The 26,545-nt window shown below is 58.3% G+C and carries 27 protein-coding genes; 19 read left to right on the forward strand and 8 right to left on the reverse strand.

Features of this window, described 5'->3' with window-relative positions; genetic code table 11:
* Positions 1-387: 387 nt before the first annotated feature.
* The 6 genes from gshB to metK all read right to left on the reverse strand — a co-directional run bounded on the left by gshB (position 388) and on the right by metK (position 6,510).
* On the reverse strand, positions 388-1,335 hold the full coding sequence (gene gshB, locus BV390_RS27995) for a glutathione synthase (protein WP_085397582.1): 948 nt from the start codon (positions 1,333-1,335) through the stop codon (positions 388-390).
* Positions 1,336-1,355: 20 nt separating this feature from the next.
* Positions 1,356-2,087 (reverse strand): 16S rRNA (uracil(1498)-N(3))-methyltransferase, encoded by a 732-nt coding sequence (rsmE, locus tag BV390_RS28000; RefSeq protein ID WP_032697617.1) that lies wholly within the window; start codon positions 2,085-2,087, stop codon positions 1,356-1,358.
* Positions 2,088-2,175: 88 nt separating this feature from the next.
* Positions 2,176-2,883, reverse strand: coding sequence for a deoxyribonuclease I (gene endA, locus BV390_RS28005; protein WP_032697619.1), 708 nt, complete (start codon positions 2,881-2,883; stop codon positions 2,176-2,178).
* Between the two features lie 94 nt (positions 2,884-2,977).
* Positions 2,978-3,478, reverse strand: coding sequence for a SprT family zinc-dependent metalloprotease (locus BV390_RS28010; protein ID WP_032690771.1), 501 nt, complete (start codon positions 3,476-3,478; stop codon positions 2,978-2,980).
* Between the two features lie 79 nt (positions 3,479-3,557).
* The gene (locus BV390_RS28015) at positions 3,558-4,952 is read right to left on the reverse strand and encodes a sugar porter family MFS transporter (RefSeq protein ID WP_032690772.1); all 1,395 of its coding nucleotides are present in this window, start codon (positions 4,950-4,952) and stop codon (positions 3,558-3,560) included.
* Positions 4,953-5,355: 403 nt separating this feature from the next.
* On the reverse strand, positions 5,356-6,510 hold the full coding sequence (gene metK, locus BV390_RS28020) for a methionine adenosyltransferase (RefSeq protein ID WP_032690773.1): 1,155 nt from the start codon (positions 6,508-6,510) through the stop codon (positions 5,356-5,358).
* Positions 6,511-6,975: 465 nt separating this feature from the next.
* Here metK and BV390_RS32150 point away from each other — a divergent pair, with 465 nt between their 5' ends.
* The 4 genes from BV390_RS32150 to speB all read left to right on the forward strand — a co-directional run bounded on the left by BV390_RS32150 (position 6,976) and on the right by speB (position 10,485).
* A complete protein-coding gene (locus BV390_RS32150; protein WP_418324751.1) occupies positions 6,976-7,125 on the forward strand; it encodes a hypothetical protein in 150 nt (49 codons plus the stop codon).
* Between the two features lie 85 nt (positions 7,126-7,210).
* On the forward strand, positions 7,211-7,327 hold the full coding sequence (gene yqgB, locus BV390_RS30935) for an acid stress response protein YqgB (protein ID WP_015585756.1): 117 nt from the start codon (positions 7,211-7,213) through the stop codon (positions 7,325-7,327).
* Positions 7,328-7,335: 8 nt separating this feature from the next.
* Entirely contained in the window at positions 7,336-9,312 is a 1,977-nt protein-coding gene (gene speA / locus BV390_RS28030) for a biosynthetic arginine decarboxylase (protein ID WP_004867474.1), read from the forward strand.
* Between the two features lie 252 nt (positions 9,313-9,564).
* Positions 9,565-10,485 (forward strand): agmatinase, encoded by a 921-nt coding sequence (gene speB / locus BV390_RS28035; protein WP_032690775.1) that lies wholly within the window; start codon positions 9,565-9,567, stop codon positions 10,483-10,485.
* 3 nt (positions 10,486-10,488) lie between these two features.
* On the opposite strand, the gene BV390_RS28040 is transcribed toward speB, so the two are convergent.
* Positions 10,489-11,700, reverse strand: coding sequence for an MFS transporter (locus BV390_RS28040; RefSeq protein WP_032690776.1), 1,212 nt, complete (start codon positions 11,698-11,700; stop codon positions 10,489-10,491).
* Between the two features lie 429 nt (positions 11,701-12,129).
* On the opposite strand from BV390_RS28040, the gene BV390_RS28045 reads away from it, so the two are divergent.
* The 14 genes from BV390_RS28045 (at position 12,130) to BV390_RS28110 (ending at position 24,847) form a co-directional block, all read left to right on the forward strand.
* Positions 12,130-12,453, forward strand: a complete 324-nt coding sequence (locus tag BV390_RS28045; RefSeq protein WP_004151769.1) for a Rieske (2Fe-2S) protein — start codon at positions 12,130-12,132, stop codon at positions 12,451-12,453.
* Positions 12,450-12,758 (forward strand): recombinase-like helix-turn-helix domain-containing protein, encoded by a 309-nt coding sequence (locus tag BV390_RS28050; protein WP_032690777.1) that lies wholly within the window; start codon positions 12,450-12,452, stop codon positions 12,756-12,758. Before BV390_RS28045 ends, BV390_RS28050 begins: the two co-directional genes overlap by 4 nt.
* Positions 12,759-12,768: 10 nt before the next feature.
* Entirely contained in the window at positions 12,769-13,791 is a 1,023-nt protein-coding gene (locus BV390_RS28055; RefSeq protein WP_032697622.1) for an aromatic ring-hydroxylating oxygenase subunit alpha, read from the forward strand.
* A complete protein-coding gene (locus BV390_RS28060) occupies positions 13,791-14,540 on the forward strand; it encodes an SDR family oxidoreductase (RefSeq protein ID WP_032690779.1) in 750 nt (249 codons plus the stop codon). Before BV390_RS28055 ends, BV390_RS28060 begins: the two co-directional genes overlap by 1 nt.
* 14 nt (positions 14,541-14,554) lie before the next feature.
* Entirely contained in the window at positions 14,555-15,343 is a 789-nt protein-coding gene (locus BV390_RS28065; RefSeq protein WP_004867460.1) for an IclR family transcriptional regulator, read from the forward strand.
* A gap of 88 nt (positions 15,344-15,431) precedes the next feature.
* Complete coding sequence (locus BV390_RS28070) at positions 15,432-16,358, forward strand: VOC family protein (protein WP_032697624.1); 927 nt, start codon at positions 15,432-15,434, stop codon at positions 16,356-16,358.
* Positions 16,355-17,551 (forward strand): NAD(P)/FAD-dependent oxidoreductase, encoded by a 1,197-nt coding sequence (locus tag BV390_RS28075; protein ID WP_047663468.1) that lies wholly within the window; start codon positions 16,355-16,357, stop codon positions 17,549-17,551. The genes BV390_RS28070 and BV390_RS28075 overlap by 4 nt, the downstream gene beginning before the upstream one ends.
* A gap of 26 nt (positions 17,552-17,577) precedes the next feature.
* A complete protein-coding gene (locus BV390_RS28080; RefSeq protein WP_032690782.1) occupies positions 17,578-18,834 on the forward strand; it encodes an MFS transporter in 1,257 nt (418 codons plus the stop codon).
* A gap of 10 nt (positions 18,835-18,844) precedes the next feature.
* Positions 18,845-19,375, forward strand: coding sequence for a cupin domain-containing protein (locus BV390_RS28085; protein ID WP_085397583.1), 531 nt, complete (start codon positions 18,845-18,847; stop codon positions 19,373-19,375).
* 9 nt (positions 19,376-19,384) lie between these two features.
* Positions 19,385-20,155, forward strand: coding sequence for an alpha/beta fold hydrolase (locus tag BV390_RS28090; RefSeq protein WP_085397584.1), 771 nt, complete (start codon positions 19,385-19,387; stop codon positions 20,153-20,155).
* Positions 20,139-20,933 carry an SDR family oxidoreductase gene (locus tag BV390_RS28095; RefSeq protein ID WP_047663467.1) on the forward strand — a complete coding sequence of 265 codons (795 nt, stop codon included), beginning with the start codon at positions 20,139-20,141 and terminating at the stop codon, positions 20,931-20,933. Before BV390_RS28090 ends, BV390_RS28095 begins: the two co-directional genes overlap by 17 nt.
* A 9-nt stretch (positions 20,934-20,942) precedes the next feature.
* On the forward strand, positions 20,943-21,713 hold the full coding sequence (locus tag BV390_RS28100; protein WP_047663466.1) for an aspartate dehydrogenase: 771 nt from the start codon (positions 20,943-20,945) through the stop codon (positions 21,711-21,713).
* Positions 21,714-21,722: 9 nt separating this feature from the next.
* On the forward strand, positions 21,723-23,192 hold the full coding sequence (locus tag BV390_RS28105) for an aldehyde dehydrogenase (protein ID WP_032698804.1): 1,470 nt from the start codon (positions 21,723-21,725) through the stop codon (positions 23,190-23,192).
* A 14-nt stretch (positions 23,193-23,206) separates the two neighbouring features.
* On the forward strand, positions 23,207-24,847 hold the full coding sequence (locus BV390_RS28110) for a thiamine pyrophosphate-binding protein (protein ID WP_032698805.1): 1,641 nt from the start codon (positions 23,207-23,209) through the stop codon (positions 24,845-24,847).
* Positions 24,848-24,889: 42 nt separating this feature from the next.
* Here the strand turns inward: BV390_RS28110 and loiP are convergent, their stop codons facing one another.
* Positions 24,890-25,648, reverse strand: a complete 759-nt coding sequence (loiP, locus tag BV390_RS28115) for a metalloprotease LoiP (RefSeq protein WP_032690789.1) — start codon at positions 25,646-25,648, stop codon at positions 24,890-24,892.
* 277 nt (positions 25,649-25,925) lie between these two features.
* Between loiP and BV390_RS28120 the strand changes: the two genes are divergently transcribed.
* On the forward strand, positions 25,926-26,545 hold a 620-nt coding region (locus BV390_RS28120), incomplete at its 3' end, for a 1-deoxy-D-xylulose-5-phosphate synthase N-terminal domain-containing protein (protein WP_085397585.1).

Below are 26,545 nucleotides of genomic sequence, written 5' to 3' on the forward strand. Positions count from 1 at the left end.
CCTCGCTCAACCCGGTCACATAGTGGACTATGCTCCCGGGTACTCGCTGCGTCATCGCCTGCCTGTAGCCTGAAATCTTTCGTTGAATCTCGCGGCGTATCCTTCAGTCGACAGGGGCGTTGATTTCCTCGCTCCACCCGGTCACATAGCGGACTAGGCTCCCGGGTACTCGCTGTGTCATCGCCTGCCTGTAGCCTGAAATCTTTCGTTGAATCTCGCGGCGTATCTTTCAGGCGACAGGGGCGTTGATTTCCTCGCTCAACCCGGTCACATAGCTGACTAGGCTCCCGGGCACTCGCTGCGTCATCGCCTGCCTGTAGCCTGAAATCTTTCGTTGAATCAGAAGATTTTGCAGACTAACGATACGGGTCGTTAGCCTGAATGATCCTATTTTCCGAGGCGCTTCTCGATAGCGTCCATCAGCATACCGGTGATGGAGATCGGGAACGCCGCTTCAATTTCACGCACGCAGGTTGGGCTGGTGACGTTAATTTCCGTCAGACGATCGCCGATGATATCCAGACCGACGAAGATCAGCCCTTTAGCTTTCAGCGTTGGCCCGACGCGGCGCGCAATGGCCCAGTCGCTATCGCTCAGCGGACGTGCTTCGCCGCGGCCACCGGCAGCAAGATTACCGCGGGTTTCACCACCCTGTGGGATACGCGCCAGGCAATAAGGCACCGGCTCACCGTCGACAACCAGCACGCGCTTATCGCCATCTTTAATTGCCGGCAGGTAGTTCTGCGCCATGCAGTAACGGCTGCCCAGCTCGGTCAGGGTTTCCGCAATGACCGGCAGGTTAGGATCGCCCTCTTTCACGCGGAAAATAGAGGTACCGCCCATGCCGTCCAGCGGTTTCAGAATAATGTCGCCGTGTTTTTCCCAGAAGGCTTTCAGCTGGGCCTTATTGCGGGTCACCAGCGTTTCCGGAGTCAGGTCGGCAAACCAGGCGGTAAACAGCTTCTCGTTACAGTCGCGCAGGCTCTGCGGCTTGTTGACGATCAGCGTGCCTTTATCTTCGGCACGTTCAAGAATATAGGTCGCGTAAATAAACTCGGTATCGAACGGCGGATCCTTACGCATTAGAATGACGTTGAGATCCGCCAGCGGCAGATCCTGCTCACCGGTAAACTCATACCACTTATCGTAATTCTGCTCCACGCTGAGCTTGCGCGTGCGGGCGCGGGCTTCCCCGTTGATTAAGTACAGGTCGTTCATCTCCATATAATGGAGTTCATAGCCGCGACGCTGCGCTTCCAGCAACATAGCGAAGCTGGTGTCTTTCTTGATGTTGATGGTTGCGATGGGGTCCATCACGATGCCGAGCTTGATCATGGTTATTCTCCGTTAACGCTTCAACCTAAGTCGCCAAAACGCACCTGCAGGGCGGTAATGGCAGTGAGCGCAGTTGTCTCTGTACGCAGAACGCGCGGTCCCAACAGAATATCAGTAAACTGGTAGCGAGCGGTCATCGCAATCTCTTCCGCTGACAGGCCGCCTTCCGGGCCAATCAGCAAACGAACGCGTTCAACCGGCAACGGCAGCGTGTTGATACTGGCGCTGGCGCGCGGGTGCAGATTGAGCTTCAGGCCATTATCCTGCTCAGCACACCAGGCCTCCAGCTGCATCGCCGGGCGAATCTCCGGCACCACGTTGCGGCCGCTCTGCTCGCAGGCGGCGATGGCGATTTTTTGCCACTGCTGGATCTTTTTCTGCAAACGTTCGGCATCCAGTTTAACGCCGCAGCGCTCGGAAAACAGTGGCGTTATGAGGCTTACACCGAGTTCAATCGATTTCTGGATGGTGAACTCCATCTTTTCGCCGCGCGACATCACCTGGCCCAGATGAATATGCAGAGGGGATTCGCGATCGTCGGTCTCGCTGCCGATCACGTCAACTAACACGTTTTTCTTTCCGGCTTCGGCGATCACGGCATCGAAAACCTGATTGCTGCCGTCAAAAAGCTGGATTGCCTGGCCTTTGCCCATACGTAATACGCGGCCAACGTGATTGGCGGCATCGTCAGAGAGGGCGATTTGACTACCTACGGTAACAGGTTCCGGGTGGTGGATGCGAGGGATGCGCATGCTGGCTATTCCGTTCTTCGCGCAGGTGCCGCTTTTCCATGTCGGGGGAAAGCGGCACCTGCAAATTAACAATTGCCGCTAGTGTAGGTTAGCTCTTTTGCGCCTGGCAAGCTTGCTGGACGTACGGATTGTGGTTGCCCTGTACTTTAGCGATGCGCTCGTCGCGTTCGCACTCCCAGGAGGTGACCGGATACATCTTATCCCAGGCGGTAAAAAGCTGGGTTTGCTGGCGGGAGAGGGTCAACTGATAAGTATCGCGCATATAGAAGTAGGTGCGGGCGATAGAACCGCGGGCGCGAGCGGGCGGCTCGGCAACCTTATCCTTAAAGTCGACCTTCATGGCGCACTGGCCGTACTGGCCTTCGCCGCCGTTCCACTGGCCATACATAAAGTTGGCGCGGTCGCCGTTAACTTCGCCCACCGCCGGCTGCAGGTTGTGCATATCGCTTTCCATCTTGCGATAGACCGGATCTTTGGCGCAGTTTTTCCGTCCGCCGTCCTGCCAGCACTGGCGCTGGTGGCCAAACTGCCAGGCTGGAACGACGTGTTCCCACTCGACCCGACTGGCGCGGTTTTCATTTTTACGCACTTTATAACCGCAGGACTCCAGATCGATAACGCCTTTTTTCCCCTGCCAGTCAATTTTACAGCCGCAGTAGAAATCGCCGGGGACATCGGCATTGACCTTTACCCCGGCGGCTTTCGCCTGGGAGAAACTGTTGATTCCTTCGGCCGCGACCTGGCCGCTACAGGCGGCGGTCAGAAACGCCGCGGCAAAAATATAAATACGGGACATCGTGAACTCCGTGTCAAAACGAGCCCGCAACGTAGCGAATGCGATTGTCAGATGCAATCAGTCAGATCAGAAAATTTCCAGTTGTACCCGATATTTACTCTTCAGCGACCAGCAGATCGCCGCAGCGAACGCAGCGGTAAGTCGCTTCTCCCCGCACGACACGGTTGTGGCGACGGACGGTAAGCTGATGCTGCTGGCACTGGCAGCGGTAGGGAAAGGTGTTCTGGCGAACGGAGTCGAGTTCGAAACGATGGGTGCGGCGGGCGGCGACGCCGAGTACGCTCTCCATCATCCATTTCCACTCTTTGCCGTGCGGCGCCACGCGGCCGAAGTGTTTCCACACCAGCAGGTGCGCCAGTTCATGCGGGACGACCTCATCGATAAAGGCCTGCTGGTTTTCCAGCAGCAGTACCGGGTTGAGGCGAATTTCGTTCTTTTCCAGCCATGCGGTACCGGCGGAGGTGCCGCGCTGCTGATAGACCAGGCTCGGTTCCGGGTACTGACGGCCAAGCCTGAGGTTGGCCTGGGCGAGCTTTTCCCGCAGGCTGCGCATAATGGCCTGCTGAATGGCGATGGGAATTCGGGGCGTTTTCATAGCGCCAGAGGATAGTGCGCCGTGAAGGGGAGAGCAAGAGGCAGACGCTTCCTCCCGCCAGGGGAGGAAGCGTTAACGGTCAGTCGCGAGCGCCGATTTCGCGCAGTGGGCGGCCTTTCATCAGGTTACGTTCGATGTGTTCCAGCGACACGTTTTTGGTTTCCGGGATAAGCCACAGGGTCAGGAGGATGAACAGGACGTTCAGACCGCCGTAGACCCAGAAGGTGTTGGCGCTGCCCAGCGAGTTAAGCATGGTCAGGAAGGTGGCGCCGACGATCATATTGGCAATCCAGTTGGTTGCCGTAGAGCAGGTGATGCCGAAATCGCGGCCTTTGAGCGGCTGAATTTCGGAGCACAGTACCCAGATCAGCGGGCCGGCGCTCATGGCGAAGCCAACGATAAACATCAGCAGCATCAGCACGGAGAAGTACTGGGCGGTGGCTGAGTGAATACCCACGTGCATCATGGTGCCCAGAACGCCCATGCCGGTGGCCATGACGATAAAGCCAAGGATCAGCGTCGGTTTACGGCCCCAGCGGTCAACCAGCCCGATAGCGATGAAGGTCGCCAGCACGTTGGTCAGACCGACGATCACGGTCCCCCACATCTGTTCGGTGGTGTTGGTATAACCCGCCAGTTCAAAAATCTTCGGCGCGTAATACATGATGACGTTCATCCCGGTGAACTGTTGCATCACCTGCAGCAGGATGCCGAGGAATACGGCACGGCGGAAGTTGCTGTTTTCTTTAAACAGTTCCCAGCCAGACTGCTTGATCTTCAGGCTTTCACGAATCTCATCCAGTTCACGTTTGGCTTCGGCGCTGGTATCACGCAGGCGCATCAGTACGCGTTCCGCATCAACAAAGCGGCGTTTGGCTGCAAACCAGCGCGGGCTATCCGGCAGAAAGATAACGCCAATCAGCAGCAGAATCGCCGGGATGATAATCACGCCCAGCATCCAGCGCCATGCGCCGCTGTAGCTGAAGGCGGTGTCCGACAGATAGGCGCCGAGGATCCCGATAGTGATCATCAGCTGGTACATGGAGATCATGCTACCGCGGATTTTTTCGGGTGCAATTTCCGACAGGTACAGCGGAGCGGTGTACGACGCGACGCCAACGGCCAGGCCGAGCAGCACGCGGGAGACGAGCAGCACTTCAACGTTCGGGGCGGCAGCAGAGAACAGCGAACCGGCGACGAACAGGATCGCGCCGATCATCAGGCTCTTTTTCCGACCGAGACGGAAGGAGAGCCAGCCGCTGCCGACGGCGCCGACCGCAGCGCCGAACATCATGGAGCTTACCACCCACTCCTGAGTGTGAGCGCTAATCTGGAACTCGTTGGCAATAAAGGGTAAGGCACCCGCAATAACACCGATATCAAGGCCGAAAAGCAGACCTGCCAGCGCGGCGAGGAAACAGACAAAGAACGTCATCGTTTTGTTCGAGCGCCCTTGTTTTTTGTTGTCAGGCATAACGCCCTCCAGTTGAGTTATTGATTCTGTCGATGCTTAGGGTAGGGGAGTCTATCGCAAAAAAACGTGATATCAGTCACGGCTGTGTAATCGGTTACACTAAGGTAAAGAAACGTAATCAATTAAAATAGATTAATTTCAAATAGATAGGTGATTATAAAACCTCCTGAGGAAAGCGATAATCAGATAACCCTGAAACATAATGCAATATGGTGAAAAATTGTTTCACTAACTCATTATCGTGCATGATTTCTGGCTACAGCTCTAATGTAATCGCTTTCATTGAATGGTGGAAAGGTTCGGCGGCAATGCGGGAGTGGCGGGCGTAAGGGGGAAAGTGTGGAAGGGGGGAAAACAAAAAGGCCAGCGCGAGGCTGGCCATGGCAGGAGAAAAACGTCGGGATTATTTCAGGCCGGCAGCTTCACGCAGCAGAGCGGCTTTGTCGGTTTTTTCCCACGGGAAATGTTCACGACCAAAGTGACCGTATGCCGCCGTCTCTTTGTAGATCGGGTGCAGCAGATCCAGCATCTGGATCAGGCCGTAAGGACGCAGGTCGAAGAATTCACGCACCAGCAGAGTCAGCTGCTCGGACGGCACTTTTTCGGTACCGAAGGTTTCCACCATAATGGAGGTCGGCTCTGCCACGCCGATAGCGTAGGAGACCTGAATCTCACAACGGTCAGCCAGGCCTGCCGCAACGATGTTTTTCGCGACATAGCGTGCGGCATAGGCTGCGGAACGGTCAACTTTAGAAGGATCTTTACCAGAGAACGCGCCGCCGCCGTGACGAGCCATGCCGCCGTAGGTATCCACGATGATTTTACGGCCGGTCAGACCGCAGTCGCCCATCGGGCCGCCGATAACAAAACGACCGGTCGGGTTGATGAAGAATTTGGTCGCGCTGCTCAGCCATTCCGTCGGCAGAACCGGCTTGATGATCTCTTCCATCACCGCTTCCTGCAGGGATTTCTGATCGATGTCTTCCGCGTGCTGAGTAGACAGAACCACGGCATCGATACCGACGATTTTGCCGTCGTCGTACTGGAAGGTCACCTGGCTTTTCGCATCCGGACGTAGCCACGGCAGCGTGCCGTTTTTGCGCACTTCAGCCTGACGCTGCACCAGACGGTGAGCATAGGTGATCGGCGCCGGCATCAGGACGTCGGTTTCGTTAGTGGCATAGCCAAACATCAGGCCCTGGTCGCCCGCCCCTTGCTCCAGCGGATCGGCGCGGTCAACGCCCTGATTGATATCCGGGGACTGTTTGCCAATGGCGCTCAGTACGGCACAGGAGTTGGCATCAAAGCCCATATCGGAATGCACGTAGCCAATTTCACGAACCGTGTTACGGGTAATCTCTTCGATATCAACCCATGCGCTGGTGGTGATTTCACCGCCGACCAGCACCATGCCAGTTTTGACATAAGTTTCACACGCGACACGCGCTTTCGGATCCTGTTCGAGAATCGCATCCAGCACGGCGTCGGAGATTTGGTCAGCAATTTTGTCTGGATGCCCTTCTGATACGGACTCGGACGTAAAGAGGTGTTTTGCCATGTTTTATTTTACCTGTGGAGTATTCGTGTAGCTCATACTGTTGTGTGGATTAGCTGTGGTAGATGATTCTACCAAAACTTGCAGGTAGTGACACGAGCAGTCTGAGTGTTAATCAGTATAGACGGATTAACTTCTGGATGGCTATTTTAGGTCAAATCTTAATCCCATTTCCAGCCTTTTTTGATGCAGATCGCATTGACGAAAAATAGAGGGTGGCAATTTTTCCTGCCATTCGCGGCAACTCGCCCATTTTTATTTTGCATTTTAGTCGGCTTATCGGTATAAAACGCCGCGCGCGGCTCATTAAAAAAGCGCACGAAGCCCATCTCGTGACGCCACTTCCAGCCGGGTTAAGCAGTCTGTTTTTACAGAAATCTGCAGCGGTGTTTTGGCACCTGCTGTGGTATGTCTAGCTTTGGCTTATCGCTGGCCCGTATCGGGGCAGTGTGGAGGTGATATCAGATAATGAACCCACGTTTTTCATCCGACTCGTCGCGTCGTTCCGTCGCGCGTCGCTATCCCGCAATCTGCATCTCTTTCATGCAAATCAGCCGATGTTCTACCCGTCTCGGCGCTTCTCAGGATTCCAGGGCCGGCAGGCTATCTGAAAACTGAACAAGGGCGCTCTTGCTGTCGCAAGGGTTTTCTCGTGGTTTCTCCGGACTGTCATACTACGTTCGGGTATGTGTTTTACTATGATATGAATAAGAAACCGGTCGCGCAGTCGCAAAGCCAGCACTATCTGCTGGGGTTTAGGACTGTTCATGGGTTGTTATCGCGTCTTCGGACTGCGATAGTAGTCAATATTACAATTTGAGGTTCGCTATGTCTGACGACATTTCTTCAGTTTCGCCTTCGTCAGCAGGCGAACACGGCGTACTACGTTCCATGCAGGAGGTTGCGATGAGCTCCCAGGAAGCCAGCAAAATGCTACGTACTTACAATATTGCCTGGTGGGGTAATAACTACTACGACGTTAACGAACTGGGCCATATCAGCGTTTGCCCGGATCCTGACGTCCCGGAAGCGCGCGTTGACCTTGCAGAATTAGTGAAAGCACGCGAAGCGCAGGGGCAGCGCCTGCCGGCACTGTTCTGCTTCCCGCAGATTCTGCAACACCGCCTGCGTTCGATTAACGCCGCGTTTAAACGCGCGCGTGAGTCCTATGGCTATAACGGCGACTACTTCCTGGTCTATCCGATCAAGGTTAACCAGCACCGCCGCGTGATTGAGTCGTTGATCCATTCCGGTGAACCGCTGGGTCTGGAAGCCGGTTCCAAGGCGGAGCTGATGGCGGTACTGGCGCACGCCGGTATGACCCGCAGCGTGATTGTGTGTAACGGCTACAAAGACCGCGAGTATATCCGTCTGGCGCTGGTCGGCGAAAAGATGGGCCACAAGGTCTATCTGGTCATCGAAAAAATGTCGGAAATCGCCATTGTGCTGGAAGAAGCCGAGCGCCTGAATGTCGTGCCGCGCCTTGGCGTGCGTGCGCGTCTGGCCTCGCAGGGCTCCGGTAAATGGCAGTCTTCCGGCGGTGAAAAATCGAAGTTCGGCCTGGCGGCAACGCAGGTTCTGCAGCTGGTTGAGATTCTGCGCGCGGCAGGGCATCTGGAAAGCCTGCAGCTCCTGCACTTCCACCTCGGTTCGCAGATGGCTAACATTCGCGATATCGCCACCGGCGTGCGTGAATCGTCGCGTTTCTATGTTGAGCTGCATAAGCTCGGCGTTAATATTCAGTGCTTCGATGTCGGCGGCGGTCTCGGCGTGGACTATGAAGGTACCCGTTCACAGTCTGACTGTTCGGTGAACTACGGCCTGAACGAGTATGCTAACAACATTATCTGGGCGATTGGCGATGCCTGTGAAGAGAACGGCCTGCCGCACCCGACGGTGATTACCGAATCCGGGCGCGCGGTGACCGCTCACCACACCGTGCTGGTCTCCAACATCATCGGCGTTGAACGTAACGAATACACCGAAGCGACCCCGCCTGCGCAAGACGCGGCGCGTCCGCTGCAGAGTATGTGGGAAACCTGGCAGGAGATGCACGAGACCGGCAACCGCCGCTCGCTGCGCGAATGGCTGCACGACAGCCAGATGGATCTCCACGATATTCATATCGGCTACTCGTCCGGTACCTTCAATCTTCAGGAGCGCGCCTGGGCAGAACAGCTGTATCTGAACATGTGCCATGAAGTACAGAAACAGCTCGACCCGAGCAACCGTGCGCATCGACCGATTATCGACGAACTGCAGGAACGGATGGCGGATAAGATTTACGTCAACTTCTCGCTGTTCCAGTCGATGCCGGATGCATGGGGTATCGATCAGCTGTTCCCGGTGATGCCGCTGGAAGGGCTGAACATGGTGCCTGAACGCCGCGCGGTGCTGCTGGATATCACCTGCGATTCCGATGGCGCGATTGACCACTATGTGGATGGCGACGGGATTGCCACCACCATGCCGATGCCGGAATACGATCCTGAAAATCCGCCGATGCTGGGCTTCTTTATGGTTGGCGCCTATCAGGAGATCCTCGGGAATATGCACAACCTGTTCGGCGATACCGAAGCGGTGGACGTATTCGTCTTCCCTGACGGCAGCGTTGAGGTTGAGCTCTCCGACGAAGGGGATACCGTGGCGGATATGCTGCAATATGTGCAGCTCGATCCGAACACGCTGCTGACCCAGTTCCGCGATCAGGTGAAAAACTCCGGTCTCGACGAAGCGCTGCAGCAGCAGTTCCTCGAAGAGTTTGAAGCGGGGCTGTACGGATATACTTATCTGGAAGACGAGTAACCGTTGTTGCCCGGCGGCGCTGCGCTTGCCGGGCCTACGGACGCTGGCCGGATAAGACGAAGCGTCATCCGGCAGCAACAAGCTACGGTTCGGTATTTGCTATACTCTCTTGAACCCGTAGACATTAACGGCGATAATTCGCCTATATAAGCAGCAACCCTATTCAAACCCTTCCTCGTCGGGCCTAACGACGCGGAAGGGTTTTTTTATATCTGTAGTTACATACACCGACTGTAAAAAGAGGTCATACCCATGAGCACCTTAGGTCATCAATACGATAACTCCCTGGTATCTAACGCGTTTGGTTTTCTGCGTCTGCCGCTGAATTTCCAGCCGTACGACAGCGATGCTGACTGGGTCATTACCGGCGTACCTTTCGATATGGCGACTTCCGGGCGCGCGGGCGGCCGTCATGGCCCGGCGGCGATCCGTCAGGTCTCTACCAACCTGGCGTGGGAACATAACCGCTTCCCATGGAACTTCGACATGCGCGAGCGCCTGAACGTGGTTGACTGCGGCGATCTGGTTTACGCCTTCGGCGACGCGCGTGAGATGAGCGAGAAGCTGCAGGCGCATGCGGAAAGACTGCTGGCGGCCGGTAAGCGTATGCTCTCCTTCGGCGGCGACCACTTCGTGACCCTGCCGCTGCTGCGCGCCCACGCGAAGCATTTCGGTAAAATGGCGCTGGTGCACTTTGATGCCCATACCGACACCTACGCCAACGGCTGCGAATTCGACCATGGCACCATGTTCTTCACCGCGCCGAAAGAAGGGCTGATCGATCCGAACCACTCTGTGCAGATCGGTATTCGTACTGAGTTCGACAAGGATAACGGCTTTACCGTCCTGGATGCCGGCCAGGTGAACGATCGCACCGTCGATGACATCATCGCCCAGGTGAAGCAGATCGTCGGCGATATGCCGGTGTACCTGACCTTCGACATCGACTGCCTGGATCCGGCGTTTGCCCCGGGCACCGGTACGCCGGTGATCGGCGGGCTGACCTCCGATCGCGCGATCAAGCTGGTACGCGGTCTGAAGGATCTGAACATCGTCGGGATGGACGTGGTGGAAGTGGCTCCGTCTTACGATCAGTCCGAGATCACCGCCCTGGCAGCGGCGACCCTGGCGCTGGAAATGCTCTACATCCAGGCGGCGAAAAAAGGCGAATAAACCTTACGCGCTCACTGCTGCTGCGCGACGCATGCGCAGCAGCAGCATTCCCCCGGCCAGCAGCGTTATCACCTGCGAGGCCACCAGCACGGAAAATCCTGAACTCACCGATCCCGCCGACTTCATCACCATTCCCATCAGCAGCGGAATAAATGCCGCACAGATGTTACCCACGCCGTTAATAATGCCGTAGGCGCTGCCCACCGCCTGGCGCGGCGCATGATGCTGTACTACCGCCGGTATCGCCGCCCCCTGCAATCCCCAGAAGATATTGGCCGACAGCATGAACAGCGCCAGCAGGGCCGGCTGCTGGCTAAGCATCAGCGCCACGACCGAGCAGGCGGTCAGCGCGCCGCCGATGATAAACAGCAGCGGCGCCTGTTCCGGGCGTAACTTATCGAGCAGCACGCCGCCGAGAAATTTTGAACCGAGGCTGAGCAGAAATGGGATCGCGGCCAGCAAACCGGTGGCCTGCAGCGAAAAGTGGTGTTCATCACGTAGCCATGCCGGCAGCCAGGCGCTGCTGCCCCACAGATAGCTGAGAGTGGCAATCTCAACCAGCAGGATCCAGCCGAGAAGCGGCGTATGCCAGGCCAGCAGAAAGGTCCGCTGCAAGCCGGGACGCGCGCTGTTTACCGGGGCTGCCGGCGCCGGCAAAAAGCGCCAGATAGCTCCGCCGCCGAGTACCAGGTTGAGTCCCGCCAGGCTATAAAACGATCCCATCCACCCCTGGTGCTCGACTAAAAAAGTCACCAGCGGAAAGCCCACCGCCAGCCCCAACGAGACCCCCAGGGCGGTGACGGCGTTCGGCTTGCCGATCTCTTCGGCAGAGAAGTTATCGCTGATAAAGCGCGTTTTAAGGGAAAACAGCGGACCTTCCGCGATCCCAAGGATAATCCGGGCCAGCAGCATCCCCATTAGTGAGCCCAGCAGCGGCGAGATGGCGCAGACCAGCGCCCATATCACCACGCTGCTTAACAATCCCTGTCGGTAATGCAGCTTACTTTCTATAACTGGTGTTAATAATAACGCCGAGAATCCATAACCCAGAAGAAAGCAGGTCATCAGCATTCCCTGTAACATTCTGTTTTCATTTAAATGAAAGTGGGCGGCGAAATCGGGGTTAAGAATCATGACCGAAATATTTACCCGGTCAATGTAAGAAATAATGATAAGTAACAATAATGCGATTGTTCCCTGCCATTTTGCGGTCATTGTTATTCTTCTTCCTCGCTCATTGATGGATCGTTATTGTTATTTTTAAATCGCAGTGATAATCACGGGTGTAAAATGGTTCATTAGTGAAACTCGTTGATTTAAATGAATAATTTAATCTTTTGTTTCACCGGTGAAACTTGATGACGCGCTACCTTTATCATTTTTAATGATCATTGAGAACGAAAGTCAATAGCTATTAACGAGGTTTTTAGCGACAGCTTAATTTAATTTCATATCACTCTTTAAATATCACAATTTCATATTGCCACTTTTTTTCGTGATCAATTGCACACTTAGATAATTAAACAGCCCCTGGTTAACAAATTCTTCACATTGCCGCTTGACGAAAGATTGAACGCTTTTATATTGACCGTATTAAATAAGAAACAGAGTTTCATATATGAAACAAAAGCCTGGAGGATCGTGATGAGCTGGATAGGCGTATGTGACGCAGAGCAGGTACAGGAAGATTTCCCTTATAGCGGCAACATCGACGGTAAAGAAATCGGTATTTATCTGATTGATGGTGAGTACTACGCGCTGGAAGACGTGTGTCCACATGCCTATGCGCTGTTAAGCCAGGGGTTTGTGGAAGACGGCAAAGTTGAATGCCCGCTGCATGAAGCGGTCTTCGACGTGAAAACCGGCCAGTGTCTGCATGGTCCCGGCGGGCGCAACCTTAATCGTTATCCGGTGCGGGTATACGACAATCAGATCCAGATTACCTTTATCGAGGAGAACGTGGCATGAGCGAATCCCTGGACTTTAACCCGGCGCTGCCGGAAAGCCGCCAGTTTACGCCGCCTGCGGAAGGCGGGAACGGCAACATCCATAAGCCTGGCGATTATCACAACCTTATCTGGCAAACCCGCAGTCGCGTTGCGGAAAGCTGGGAGCTGGAACTTATCGCGACCCTTGAAACGCTTTTCGAGCAGGGGGCGGAGAGCCTGACGCAGCTGGTGGACGGGCTGAATACCCTGAAGATGCACGATCGGCAAGGCGATGCCTGGAGCGAAGAGAGCTTTCGGGTGTTTTTGCAGGTAAACGGATACTGAGGGCACGGCGATGACGACAACGGTACAAAACTATCTCGATAAAGGTTTACGTGGCCTGTGGTATCCGGTTCTGGCGAGCTGGGAAGTGCAGTCCGCTCCGGTGGGCATTACCCGTCTCGGCGAACAAATTGTGGTGTGGCGTAATAAGGACGGAGAGCTGCAGGCGCTGGAAGACCGCTGCCCGCACCGTGGTGCTCGTCTGTCGATGGGCTGGAATCTCGGCGATCGTATCGCCTGCTGGTATCACGGCGTGGAAGTGGCAGGTAACGGCGAAGTGAAAGATGTTCCGGCGGTCGACAAATGTCCGCTGGTGGGCCAGCAGTGCGTGCGCAGCTACCACGTTCAGGAAGCGCATGGCGCGATATTCCTGTGGTTTGCGGCCACGGCCGACCAGCAGCCCGAACCGCTCACCTTCCCGGAAGAGCTGGCCGATAGCGACAAATACAGCAACTTCCTCTGTACCGCAGCGTGGAAATGCAACTATCAGTACGCGCTGGAAAATGTCATGGACCCGATGCACGGCACCTACCTGCACTCCTCTTCGCACTCAATGGCGGAAGGCGATCGCAAAGCTGACATGGTGCTGCAGCCAACGAAAACCGGCTTTATCTTTGAGAAAAAAGGCCAGAGCGGCGTCAACTTCGACTGGGTCGAGCTGGGCAACAGCGGCGCTTACTGGATGCGCCTGTCTATCCCGTACCAGAAGCGTTTTGGGCCGGGCGGCCACTTCTGGATCGTCGGCATGGTGGTGCCGGAAGATAACGACAACTGCCGGGTCTTCTTCTGGCGTATTCGCGGCGTGCAGGGCTGGCAGCGCGATCTGTGGCGCTTTATGTATCGCAACCGTCTGGAAAAACTGCACTGGGAAGTGCTGGAGCAGGATCGCGTGGTGCTCGAAAGCCTGGCGCCGAACGCCCGCGATCACGAATACCTGTATCAGCATGACGTCGGCCTTTCCCGTCTGCGCCGGATGATGCAAAAAGCGGCGAAAGAGCAGCTGGCAGCTCGGGAAGAGCAGCAGGGAGCGGCCTGATGAACGGGCTGTTAACCGGCAAACGTATGGTGATTACCGGCGCGGCACGCGGCCTGGGCTTTCATTTTGCCAAAGCCTGCGCGGAGCAGGGCGCTGACGTCGTGATGTGCGACATCCTGCAGGGCGAACTGGCGGAGAGCGCGCATCGTCTGCGCGAGCAGGGTTATCGCATTGAATCACAGACTATCGATCTGGCCGATGCCTCATCCATCGAGGAGGCGTTCCTCGCGATCGGCGAACGAGGAAAGATCGACGGCCTGGTCAATAACGCGGCGATGGCCACCGGCGTCGGCGGTAAAAATATGATCGATTACGATCCGGATCTGTGGGATCGGGTGATGTCGGTAAACGTCAAAGGCACCTGGCTGGTGACCCGGGCGGCGGTACCGCTGTTGCGTGAAGGGGCCGGGATCGTCAACGTCGCCTCCGATACCGCGCTGTGGGGCGCCCCCCGGCTGATGGCCTATGTCGCCAGCAAAGGGGCGGTGATCGCCATGACGCGCTCGATGGCCCGCGAACTGGGCGAAAAGCGTATTCGGATCAACGCGATCGCCCCCGGTCTGACCCGGGTTGAAGCGACGGAATATGTGCCTGCTGAGCGTCATCAGCTGTACGAAAACGGGCGCGCGTTAAGCGGGGCCCAGCAGCCGGAAGATGTCACCGGCAGCGTGGTGTGGCTGTTAAGCGACCTGTCGCGGTTTATTACCGGGCAGCTGATTCCGGTCAACGGCGGATTTGTTTTTAACTAAAGAGGCGAGGCGGTATGGCAAACGTTCAGGAAGTGAAATACCTGGTGCCGGGGCTGGAGCGGGGACTGCAGCTGCTGCTGGCATTTGGCGAGCAACATCGCGATCTGACCTTTGCCGAGCTGCATCGGCTGGTGGATATGCCGAAAGCAACCGCCTATCGCGTGGTGCAAACGCTGGAGTATATGGGGTTTCTGGAGCGCAACGCGCGTACCAATACCTTCTCGCTGGGGATGAATGTCCTGCGTCTGGGCTTTGAATATATTGCGTCGCTGGATGTGGCGCAGGTTGGCCAGCCGGTGATCGAGCAGCTGCGTGATACCAGTCAGTGCAGCAGTCATCTGGCGATCCGCGACGGTCGGGACATTATTTACATTGCCCGCGTCAGCGCCGCCGGTTCACGGATCAATCAGGTCAGTATCGGTACCCGCCTGCCGGTTCACTGCACCTCGCTGGGCCGCATGCTGCTGACCGATGTCTCGCGCGGCGAGTTTGAGCAGCTGTTTCCCGATGAACGGCTGCCGGGCAATACGCCGGGGCAACTTCACGATCGCGAAGCGCTATGGCAGATGGTGCAGCAGGATAAAGCGCGTGGCTATGTGATTGGTGAATCTTTCTACCGCCACGGCATCTCTTCCATCGTCTACCCGGTCTACGATCGCAGCGGTCGGGTAGCGGCGGTGGTCAGTATTCTGGTGCCGTCGGATGAGATCCCGCAAAGCGATCGGGAACGGCTGCAAAGCGACGTCAGCCTGGCGGCGGACAAAATTTCTGGCTTTTTAGGCTACCTGTCACAAGCCAGTTAAATCAATAACTTAACATCAGGCGCTTGCGTGCGTCGGGGATGTTTTACGCCCAAATCAGGGCGACAGAACGGTAAAGAGGCTACCAACGATGAGCGTAACCGGAATTGAAAAGCTGGAATTTGGCGTCGACGACCTGACTCATTGCGCCAGGTTTATGCGTGATTTTGGCCTGGCGGGCGACGCCAGCGGCCAGCGTTTTACCACTTTAAGCGGCGCGCGGGTGGAGCTGAACCCGATCCATAGCCCGGATCTGCCGCCGGCCTTTGAAGCGGGTAACACCCTACGCCGTATGACCTGGGGCGTGGCGGATCGGGCGGCGCTGGATGCTCTGCGGCCCAAATTGTCCCGCCAGCCCGCCTTTCGTGAGATTGACGGTGCCCTCGAGTGCCAGGATCCCAACGGCATGACGCTGCGGGTGCAGGTCACTCAACAAGTCGCGGTGACGCTGAACGTTGAGCCGATTAACCAGTGGGGCGATATGCGGCGGATTGATACGCCAAGCCCGGTATATGACGGCGCGCAGCCGATCAACGTAGGCCACGTGGTGTTCTTCGTCGAAGAGCTGGCGGCGGTCGAGGCCTTCTATCGTGAGGTGCTCGGTTTCCAGGTTTCCGATCGCTACATCAATCGTGCGGTATTCCTGCGCTGCGGCGTACGCGGTGGCCACCACAACCTCTTTTTATTGCAGCTGCCCAACCGCAAGCGCGGCCTGAACCACGTGGCCTTTACCGTGCGCGATATCCATGAAGTGATTGGCGGCGGCATTGCGATGAATAAAAACGCGTGGAGCACCTTTATTGGTCCCGGCCGTCACCCGGTCTCTTCCGCCTATTTCTGGTACGTCAACAGCCCGACCGGCGGCGCTTTTGAGTACTACACCAACGATGATTTCCTGACGGAGAACTGGCGCCCGCGCGAGCTGGAACACTCGCTGGTCTCCTTTACCGAGTGGGCGGTGGAAGGGGGGATCGACCACGATACCCGCCGCCAGCAGAAAAAGCCGGAGGCGGTATGACGGCGCGAATAGTCATTATCGGCGGTGGCCAGGCGGGCGGCTGGGCGGCGAAAACCCTGCGTGACGAAGGCTACGACGGCGAGATTTGCGTGGTGGCGGAAGAAGAGTGGGATTTTTACGAACGTCCGCCGCTGTCAAAAGCGACGCTGCTGGAGGCCGATGCGCCGCTGCCGCGTCTGTTCAGCGAAGAGGTGCAGCAGGCGTTAAACCTGCGCTGGTTCCGCCCGCTGCGCGCTGAGGCCATCGATCGCCAGAGCAAAAGCGTTCATCTGAGTAACGGCGAACAGCTCGGCTATGACCAGCTGCTGATCGCCACCGGCGGTCGCGCCCGCCTGCCCGGCGAAGCCTGGGCGAAACAGCCGCAGGTTTACACGCTGCGCCACTGGCAGGACGCGCAGCGCCTGAAGCAACGGCTGGCGACCACCGCGCGGCTGGCGATTGTCGGCGGCGGTTGGATTGGTCTTGAGATTGCCGCCTCGGCGCGAAAAAGCGGCGTCGCGGTCACCTTATTTGAACAGCAGCCGCTGCTGTGCATGCGTTCGGTAAGTGCGGAAGTGTCGCAGGAACTGGAACGGATCCATCGCGATCGGGGCGTCGATATTCGTCACGGCTGCGGCGCGCTGGAGCTGGAAGATGATGGCGGTCTGCCGGTTATTCACTGCGACGGTCAGCGGGAAACCTTTGATGCGGTGGTGGTAGGGATCGGCGTCGATCTCAACCTCGAACTGGCGCGGGACGCGGGACTGGCTGTCGATCGCGGGATCGTTGTCAACGCCCTGGGACAGACCAGCGACCCGGCGATCTTCGCGGCCGGAGATGTGGCGCAGCATCACCAGTATGGCCTGTGCATCCAGTCGTGGGCCTTTGCCCAGAACCAGGCGGTGGCGACGGCGAAAGCGATGCTGAACCCGCAGGCGGCCGGCTACGCCGACGCGCCATGGCTGTGGTCGGATCAATATGCCGACAATATTCAGATCCTCGGCATTCCGCAGCCAGGCAGTCGGACGGTGACGCGCCGGGATCCGCAGGGAGCGCTATTTTTCTCGATCGACGCTGACGGTCGCCTGACTCAGCTGGTGGCGTTTAACGACGCTCGCACCGTCAAGCTGGCGAAACGCTGGATGGCTGCGGGGAGAGATCTTTCCGCCGTACCGCTCGATGACCTGGCCTTTTCGCTGATGTCATTGCGATAAGACCCGCGCACCCTTAAGGGGGAGAGATGACCACATTAGAGACAAACACCGCGCCGCTTGAGGCAGGCGGTGAGGGCGTCCATACGCCTGAAAAGGCGGTCCGCTGGGCGATTCCGCTGTCGCTGCTGGCCTGCGTACTGCTGGCGTTCTTCGACAAAATCAGCATTGCCGCCTTGTTTTCCGATAGCCATTTCCAGCAGGCGATGGGGATGGATTTTGACACCACGCGGTTGGGCATTCTGATGAGTGCCTTCCTGCTGAGCTACGGTTTTTCCTCGGTGCTGCTCAGCGGATTGGGCGATCGCATCGCGCCGCTGCGCCTGCTCACCGGCATGATGATGGTGTGGTGCGTTTTAATGGTGATGATGGGCTTCACCCATAACTACACGGTGATGGTCACCTTGCGCATTCTGCTCGGCATCGCTGAAGGGCCGCTGTTTCCGCTGGCGTTCGCCATCGTCCGCCACACCTTCCCGCAGCGGCTTCAGGCGCGAGCCACCATGCTGTGGCTGCTCGGGACACCGGTCGGCGCAGCAATTGGTTTTCCGCTGTCGATTTGGCTGCTCAATACCTTTGGCTGGCAGAGCACCTTCTTTGTGATGGCGATGCTGACGGTGCCGGTGCTGATTTTCGTGCGCATCGGCCTGCGCGGGGTGCAGCTGGAGAGCAAAGCGTCCGGCGAAAAGGTATCCCAGGAGGCGCGCCGCGCGGCGCGGCGGGAGCTGTTCGTCAGCGCGCATTTCTGGATGATTTGCGTGTTTAACATCGCCTTTCTGGCCTATCTGTGGGGCATCAACGGCTGGCTTCCGGGCTATCTGATTAAAGGTAAAGGGATCCATCTGGAGCATGCCGGTTGGCTGTCGTCGATGCCGTTTATCGCCATGCTGCTGGGCGAAATAATTGGCGCCTGGCTCTCCGATCGTCTCGATAAACGCGCCGCCGCCTGCTTTGTCTCGCTGGCCGGGGCGGCGGTTGGCCTGGCGGCGGTGATGCACTTCGCCACCCCGCTGACGGTCATTGCGGCGATGAGTTTCAGCACCTTTATGTGGGGCACCGGCGCACCCAATATTTTCGCCCTGCTGGCCAAGGCGACCCATCCCCGGGTCAGCGCGACGGCGGGGGGCATTTTCAACGGACTGGGGAACTTTGCAGGCGCCCTGTCGCCGGCGGTGATGGGGGCGCTGATCGCCTTCACCCACAGCATGGATTCCGGGCTGATTTTTCTGGCGGTGATGGCGGCGGTGGGCTGCGTCCTGTTACTGCCGCTGCTGAGACGTTACTGAGGAGAAAACGATGACTGATTCAACCGTGACTGCAAAACCGGGTATCAAACCTGAACATCTGACGATGGAAGAGTGGGTAGAGTCGCGTATCGCGCGCTTTGAGGGACGGAAATATGACTGGAACGCGCTGAAATTCCAGGCTGATTTCGACCCGAAATACCGTCGCGCCCAGATGCGCTATATCGGCACCGGCGCCACCGGCGTGGTGAGCGATACCAATACCGTGGCGGCGGAAAACTTCACCTTCTCCACCATGGTGCTGCCGGCGAAATGTGAGGGGCCGCTGCATCTGCATGATGATGTGGAGGAGGTGTTCTTCATGCTCAAAGGGCAGATAACGCTGATGATTCAGGATGGCGACAGCTATACCGAAACCGTGCTGCGCGAGCGCGATCTGATCTCCGTCCCGGCGGGCATCTACCGCGGGCTGTTTAACCACGGTGAGGAAGAGGCGCTGATGTGCGTGATGCTGGGCACCAGGAAGCCGAATATTCCGACCTATCCGGAAGATCACCCCCTGTCGAAAGTAAAACGTAATTAAGGAGGCGGTATGACGGGTTTTCGTGAACAAGGGCACGGCACGCCGCTGGTGCTGTTACACGGCATCAGCTCCGGCGCGGCTTCCTGGCATAAACAGATGGCGCTGTCCGGCTATCGTGTGCTGGCCTGGGATATGCCCGGTTATGGCGAAAGCCCGATGCTGCCGGTTGCGCAGGCGAATGCGGGTGATTATGCCGATGCGCTGGCGCGCATGCTGGACCACGCCGGCGTTGAGCAGGCGGTCGTGGTGGGGCATTCGCTCGGTGCGCTGGTGGCCAGCGCCTTTGCGGCGAAATATCCCCGCCGCGTGCGCTACCTGGTGTTAGCCGATGCCGCACAGGGGTACGGCCAGGCGGAGGCGGAACAGCGGGAAAAAGTCTGGCGCAGTCGCCAGCAGCAAATGGCGTCAGGAACAGAGCGGCTGGCGCAAACCCGGGCGGCGAAGCTGCTGCATCCCTGTGCGGCGGAGGCCGATATCGCCACCGTTGCCGCCGGAATGCGCAAGCTGCGTCGTGAGGGCTATCTGGCCGCGGCGTGGATGCTGGCGCACGACGATATTCACCGCTGGCTTGGCGATTATCACGGCCGGTTTGAGGTGTGGTGCGGTGAGCAGGACGCTATCACTCAACCAGAGCTGGTGCGCGGTCTGGCGCTACGCTACGGCATGCCGTACACCGCGATTCCGCACGCGGGTCACGCCAGCTATCTCGATAATGAAACCTTTTTTAATCAACAGCTTTTACGGGTAGGGGAAGAGGTGCGCGATGAATGCACAAATTGAAGGCCGTGTAGCGGTAGTCACCGGAGGATCGTCAGGGATCGGCTTTGAAACGCTGCGTCTGCTGCTGGGCGAAGGGGCGAAAGTCGCTTTCTGCGGCCGCAATCCCGACCGGCTCGCCAGCGCGCATGCCGCGTTGCAGAACGAGTATCCCGGAGCGGAGGTTTTCTCTTACCGCTGCGACGTCCTGCAAGAAGACGAGGTGCAGGCCTTTGCCGATGCGGTGGCGGCGCGTTTTGGCGGCGCGGACATGTTGATCAACAACGCCGGGCAGGGCTACGTGGCGCACTTTGCCGATACCCCGCGCGAGGCCTGGTTGCATGAGGCGGAGCTGAAGTTGTTTGGCGTGATCAACCCGGTAAAGGCCTTTCAGCCGCAGCTGGAGCGGTCGGATATCGCCTCGATTACCTGCGTCAATTCACTGCTGGCGCTACAGCCGGAAGAGCACATGATTGCCACCTCCGCCGCCCGCGCGGCGCTGCTCAACATGACGCTGACGCTGTCAAAAGATTTGGTAGGAAAAGGCATTCGCGTCAACTCGATTTTGCTGGGAATGGTGGAGTCGGGGCAGTGGCAGCGGCGCTTTGAAAATCGTGCCGATAAGCAGCAGAGCTGGCCCGAGTGGACGGCGGATATCGCCCGTAAACGTGGGATCCCGATGGCGCGTCTCGGCAAGCCGCAGGAGCCTGCGCAGGCGCTGCTGTTTTTGGCCTCGCCGCTGGCATCGTTTACCACCGGCGCCGCGCTGGATGTCTCCGGCGGTTTTTGCCGTCACCTTTAAGGAGCCATCATGAAAAAAATTATGCTTATCGGCTATGGCGCCATGGCGCAAGCGGTAATTGAACGGCTGCCCCCGCAGGTCACGTTAGGCTGGATTGTCGCCCGGGAAGCCCATCAGGCGACGATTCGCGCCCGCTTTGGCGATGCGGTGACGGTGCTTGACGATCCGCAATCCTGTACGGAAACCCCGGATCTGGTGCTGGAGTGCGCCAGCCAACAGGCGGTTGCGCAGTATGGCGAAGCCATTCTCGCCCGCGGCTGGCATCTGGCGGTGATCTCTACCGGCGCGCTGGCCGATAGCGCGCTCGAACAGCGTTTATATCAGGCGGGCGGCAGGCTGACGCTGCTCTCCGGCGCGGTGGCCGGCATTGACGGACTGGCGGCGGCAAAAGAGGGCGGTCTTGAGCGCGTGACCTATCAGTCGCGCAAAAGCCCGGCCAGCTGGCGTGGAAGCTACGCGGAAATGCTCATCGACCTCAATGCGGTCAGCGAGGCGAAAATCTTTTTTGAAGGCAGCGCTCGCGAAGCGGCACGCCTGTTTCCGGCGAATGCCAACGTGGCGGCAACCGTGGCGTTGGGCGGTATCGGAATGGACGACACGCGGGTGCAGCTGATGGTCGATCCGGCCACGCGGCGCAATACCCACACGTTACATGTTGAAGGCGCGTTCGGTGAGTTTCGCCTCGAGCTGAGCGGCCTGCCGCTGGCCGACAATCCTAAAACATCTACCCTGGCGGCACTGAGCGCGGTACGCGCCTGCCGTGAACTGGCGCAACGCTAAGAGGCGGCAATGGACGAATTAACGATCTTTATCGGCGGTCACTGGCGCCACGGCGGCGGCAATCTGATGCACAGCTACTTTCCGGCGGACGGCACGGTGAACGCGACGCTGCGGGCGGCCAGTCTCGACGATCTGCAGGAAGCGATAACCTGCGCCGAGCGTGCCTGGCGGGAACCAACGTGGCGCAACATGCTGCCGCATCTGCGGGCAAAGATCCTGCATAAGGTGGCGGATCTGATTGAATCTCGTCTGGATGAACTGGCGCGAATGCAAAGTCGGGACAACGGCAAGCCGCTGGCGGAAGCGCGAGGGCTGGTGATGAGTGCGGCGGCAAGCGCCCGCTATTTCGCCGCCGCCTGCGAGCTGCTGGAAGGGGAGCTGCCGACTCCGCGTCAGGCAGACCTGTTGACCTTGAGCCGCTACGAGCCGCTGGGCGTGGTGGCGGCGATCACCCCGTGGAACTCGCCGATCGCCAGCGAAATGCAAAAAGTGGCGCCGGCGATCGCCGCGGGTAATGCGGTGATCCTCAAACCCGCGGAAGCGACGCCGCTGATGGCGCTGGAACTGGCGCGGATCTTCGAGCAAGCCGGTTTACCTGCGGGGCTGCTGAGCGTGCTGCCGGGGAAAGGATCGGTGATTGGCGACGCCCTGGCGCGTCATCCGCTGGTGCGCAAAATTTCGTTTACCGGCGGCACCCGCACCGGACGCCATCTGGCGCACGTGGCGGCAGAAAAACTGATCCCGGCATCGCTGGAGCTGGGCGGTAAATCGCCGACCATCGTGCTGGAGGATGCCGATATCGAACAGGCGGCGCGGGGGATCTGCTACGGCATTTTCAGCTCCGGCGGTCAGGCGTGCATCGCCGGTTCGCGGCTGTTTGTGCATGAAAAAGTTTACCCACAGCTGATGGCGCGGCTGCTGGAGCTGACGCGCGGACTGCGGATTGGCCATCCGTTCAGCGACGATACCCACATCGGGCCGTTGATTAATGAACAGCACCGTGACGGCGTGCTCGCGTACGTCGAACTGGCGAAACGCGAAGGCGGGCGGGTGCTATGCGGAGGAGAGATTCCGGCCGATCCGGCGCTGGCGGCGGGGAGCTACTTCCAGCCGACGATCGTCGAAGGGCTGACGAATCAGGCGCGCGTCTGTCAGGAAGAGATCTTCGGCCCGGTACTGGTGGCGATGCCCTTTCGCGATGAAGCCCAGCTGATCCGCGAAGCCAATGACTCGGTCTATGGCCTGGCGGCGGGGATCTGGACGCGGGATAGCGGACGTGCCCTGCGCTTAAGCGAGCGTCTGGAAGCCGGGACGGTGTGGATCAACACCTACAAGGTGTTCTCCATTTCGACCCCGTTCGGGGGCTTTAAAGAGAGCGGTCTGGGCCGCGAAAAAGGTATTCAGGGGCTGAAAGCCTGGATGCAACAAAAGAGCATTTATCTGGCGACGGGTAATAGCGTGAATCACTGGTGCGATTGAGAGAAGGGTGAGCAATGAGCGAAATGATAACCGTCGGCGAAGCCATCGCCAGAACGCTGGAGCAGTACAACGTTGAGGCTATTTACGGCGTCATCTCTATTCATAACCTGCCGGTTGCCGATGCTATTGGCCAACGCGGCAACATCCGCTTTGTTCCGGCGCGTGGCGAAGCCGGTTCGGTGACCATGGCCGACGCCCACGGTCGCTTTTCCGGCCTCGGAGTCGCGCTAACCAGCACCGGTGCCGGGGCGGGGAACGCGGTCGGGGCGCTGGTGGAGGCGATGAATGCCGGTACGCCGCTGCTGCATCTGACCGGTCAGGTAGAGAAAACCTGGCTGGATGCGGATACCGGTTTTATTCACGAAACCCGCGATCAGCTGACCTTCCTGAAAGCCAGTTCGAAACGCGCGTATCGCATCAGTAACGCCAATCAGGCGATCGCCATTTTGCACAAGGCGATTCAGGAAGCGCGGACGCCGCCGTGCGGGCCGGTATCGGTGGAGATCCCGATTGATATTCAGGGGGCAAGCATTCCCCTGGCGCTGGTCACCGCCCCGCTGAACATCGCGCCGGCGGCGCCCGTCGCTCAGGCAACGGTGGATACCCTGTGGGCGCAGCTCAGGCAGGCGAAACAGCCGCTGCTGTGGCTGGGCGGCGGGGCTATCGGTAGCGCGGCGGCGGTGAAAAAACTGGCGGATGCGGGGATCACCGTGATCTCCAGTACCCACGGGCGCGGCGTGCTGCCGGACAGCCATCGCGCCAGCCTGCGCGCCTTCCATAATTCGCCTTCCGTTGAGGCGCTGATGGCGCAATGTGATTTCACCCTGGTCGCGGGCTCGCGTCTGCGCAGTAACGAAACGCGCTCCTGGACGCTTGAACTGCCTTCGCCGCGCGTACAGATTGATATCGATCCGGCGGCGGCCAGCCGTAACTATCTGATGGACAACACGCTGATCGCCGATTGTTCGGCTTTACTGGCGGCGCTGGCGGCCAAAGCGCAGGGGCGTGAATGGGGCAATGGTCACTGGGACGCACAGGTCAAAGAGGCGGTGACGCAGGCGGAGCACGGGCTACGTGAACAGTGCGGCGCCTATGCCCAACTGAACGACGCTATCGAACAGGCGCTGCCTGATGACGGTATTCTGGTCCGCGATATCACCGTCTCCGGCAGCCTGTGGGGCAGTCGTCTGTTCCGTGCAAATGGCCCGCTGATGAACGTGCATTCGCTGGCGGGGGCCATTGGTATGGGGCTGCCGATGGCGATCGGCACGGCGATCGCCAACCCGCAGCGCAAGATAGTCGGCCTGGTCGGCGATGGCGGTCTGAGCCTGAACCTCGGAGAGCTGGCGACGCTGGCGCAGGAAAAGGCCAACGTGACGCTGCTGATCATGAACGATGGCGGCTATGGCGTGATGCGCGGTATTCAGGATAAGTATTTCGGCGGTCGCCAGTATTACAACGAGCTGCACACGCCGGATTTCACGCTGCTGGCGCAGGCTATCGGTCTACAGGCATGGAGCGTTGAGCGAGCGGAAGATTTCACCGCGGTGATGACCGAAGCGCTGGCGACGCCGGGGCCGTCGGTGGTAGAGGTCAGGATGGGGCAGATTGGCGCGCTGCGTTTTGCCGGGCCGCCGCAGAAGACGCTGTACTAAGCTCTTTTCCCCTCTCTGCGGCGCAGAGAGGGGACGGAGAGATTATTTAATGCCGTCTGCCTTCATACGATCGCGGATATGCTGAGCACGTTCTTCGGAGGCCGGGTGATCGTCAAACATTGAGCTTTGACGCCCGGCTTCCAGCTTAGCCAGCTTCTCGAAGCTGGTGGCCAGCCCTCCTGGATTAATCCCGCGCTTACGCAGCAGATCGTAGGAGTAGTCGTCCGCTTCGGACTCCTGGCGCTGGGAGAACTGCGAGTTCACCAGCTTTTCGCCCAGATCGCCAAGCTGAGATTGCGACAGGCTGCCGACGATACCGCCCGCCGAGGCAGCGGCGGCGCGAACGGCGTTGGTGCCGAGCGCGACCTGCATCCCTTTCTTGACGTGGCCGAGGGCGACGTGGCCCATCTCATGGCCGATGACCGCTTCAACTTCGTTATCGTTCATGATGTCCATCAGGCCGCTATAGACGCGGATGCAACCATTCGCCATCGCGAACGCGTTGACGTCCTTGGTTTCATACACTTTGTAATTCACCGGCTGGCCGTTGATATTGTCGCCCAGCGCGGCGGCGATTTTGCTCAGGCGCTTGCTGTATTCGCTGCTGGCCGGCGAGAGGGTGGCTTTGCTATCCATCTCTTTGCAAGCCTGGTCACTTAAGCTTTTAACCTGAGCGTCGCTCAGGGAATAGGCCTGAAAAGCTTCGGCGCCCGAACTGAGAAGGGCGTTGGAGTCCATGTTCTGACATCCGGTGAGGGTTGCTGCGATCCCAAGGGCAAGAATAGTTGAGCGAATTTTCATTTTTATCTTCCACACTCGTTCGATGATCTGACTGAAAAAGGCAACAATAAGGCTGTCGCATCCTGTACAAATTATAAAGACTATTGCGCGACGCGGGCGAGAGGATTCCGGGGCAGCACAACGTGTTCCGGAGATTTCTTAAACCACAAAAGGATGCTCCATGTACATGCTTTCGCGCTTGGGTTACATTGTTGACACTTTTTTCTGGCGTAGCCCAAAACGCGCTCTCGTCAAGTCGTTAAGGGTATGGCCTTCAACAGTCCGAACTGGAGTCAAAATGTCCTCACGTAAAGAGCTTGCTAACGCTATTCGTGCGCTGAGCATGGATGCTGTACAGAAAGCCAAATCCGGCCACCCGGGTGCCCCGATGGGTATGGCTGACATTGCCGAAGTCCTGTGGCGTGATTTCATGAACCATAACCCGCAGAACCCGGCCTGGGCCGACCGCGACCGCTTTGTGCTGTCCAACGGCCACGGTTCCATGCTGATTTACAGCCTGCTGCACCTCACCGGGTATGATCTGCCGATCGATGAGCTGAAAAACTTCCGTCAGCTGCACTCTAAGACTCCGGGCCACCCGGAAGTGGGCTACACCGCTGGCGTGGAAACCACCACCGGTCCGCTGGGCCAGGGGATTGCTAACGCCGTGGGCATGGCTATTGCGGAAAAAACGCTGGCTGCGCAGTTCAACCGTCCGGGCCACGATATCGTTGACCACTTCACCTACGCTTTCATGGGCGACGGCTGCATGATGGAAGGGATCTCGCACGAAGTCTGCTCCCTGGCCGGGACCCTGAAGCTGGGCAAACTGGTGGCGTTCTATGATGACAACGGTATCTCCATCGACGGTCATGTGGAAGGCTGGTTCACCGACGACACCGCTAAACGTTTCGAAGC

This window comes from Klebsiella sp. YJ (genome assembly GCF_002108615.1).
Lineage (GTDB): Bacteria > Pseudomonadota > Gammaproteobacteria > Enterobacterales > Enterobacteriaceae > Klebsiella > Klebsiella planticola.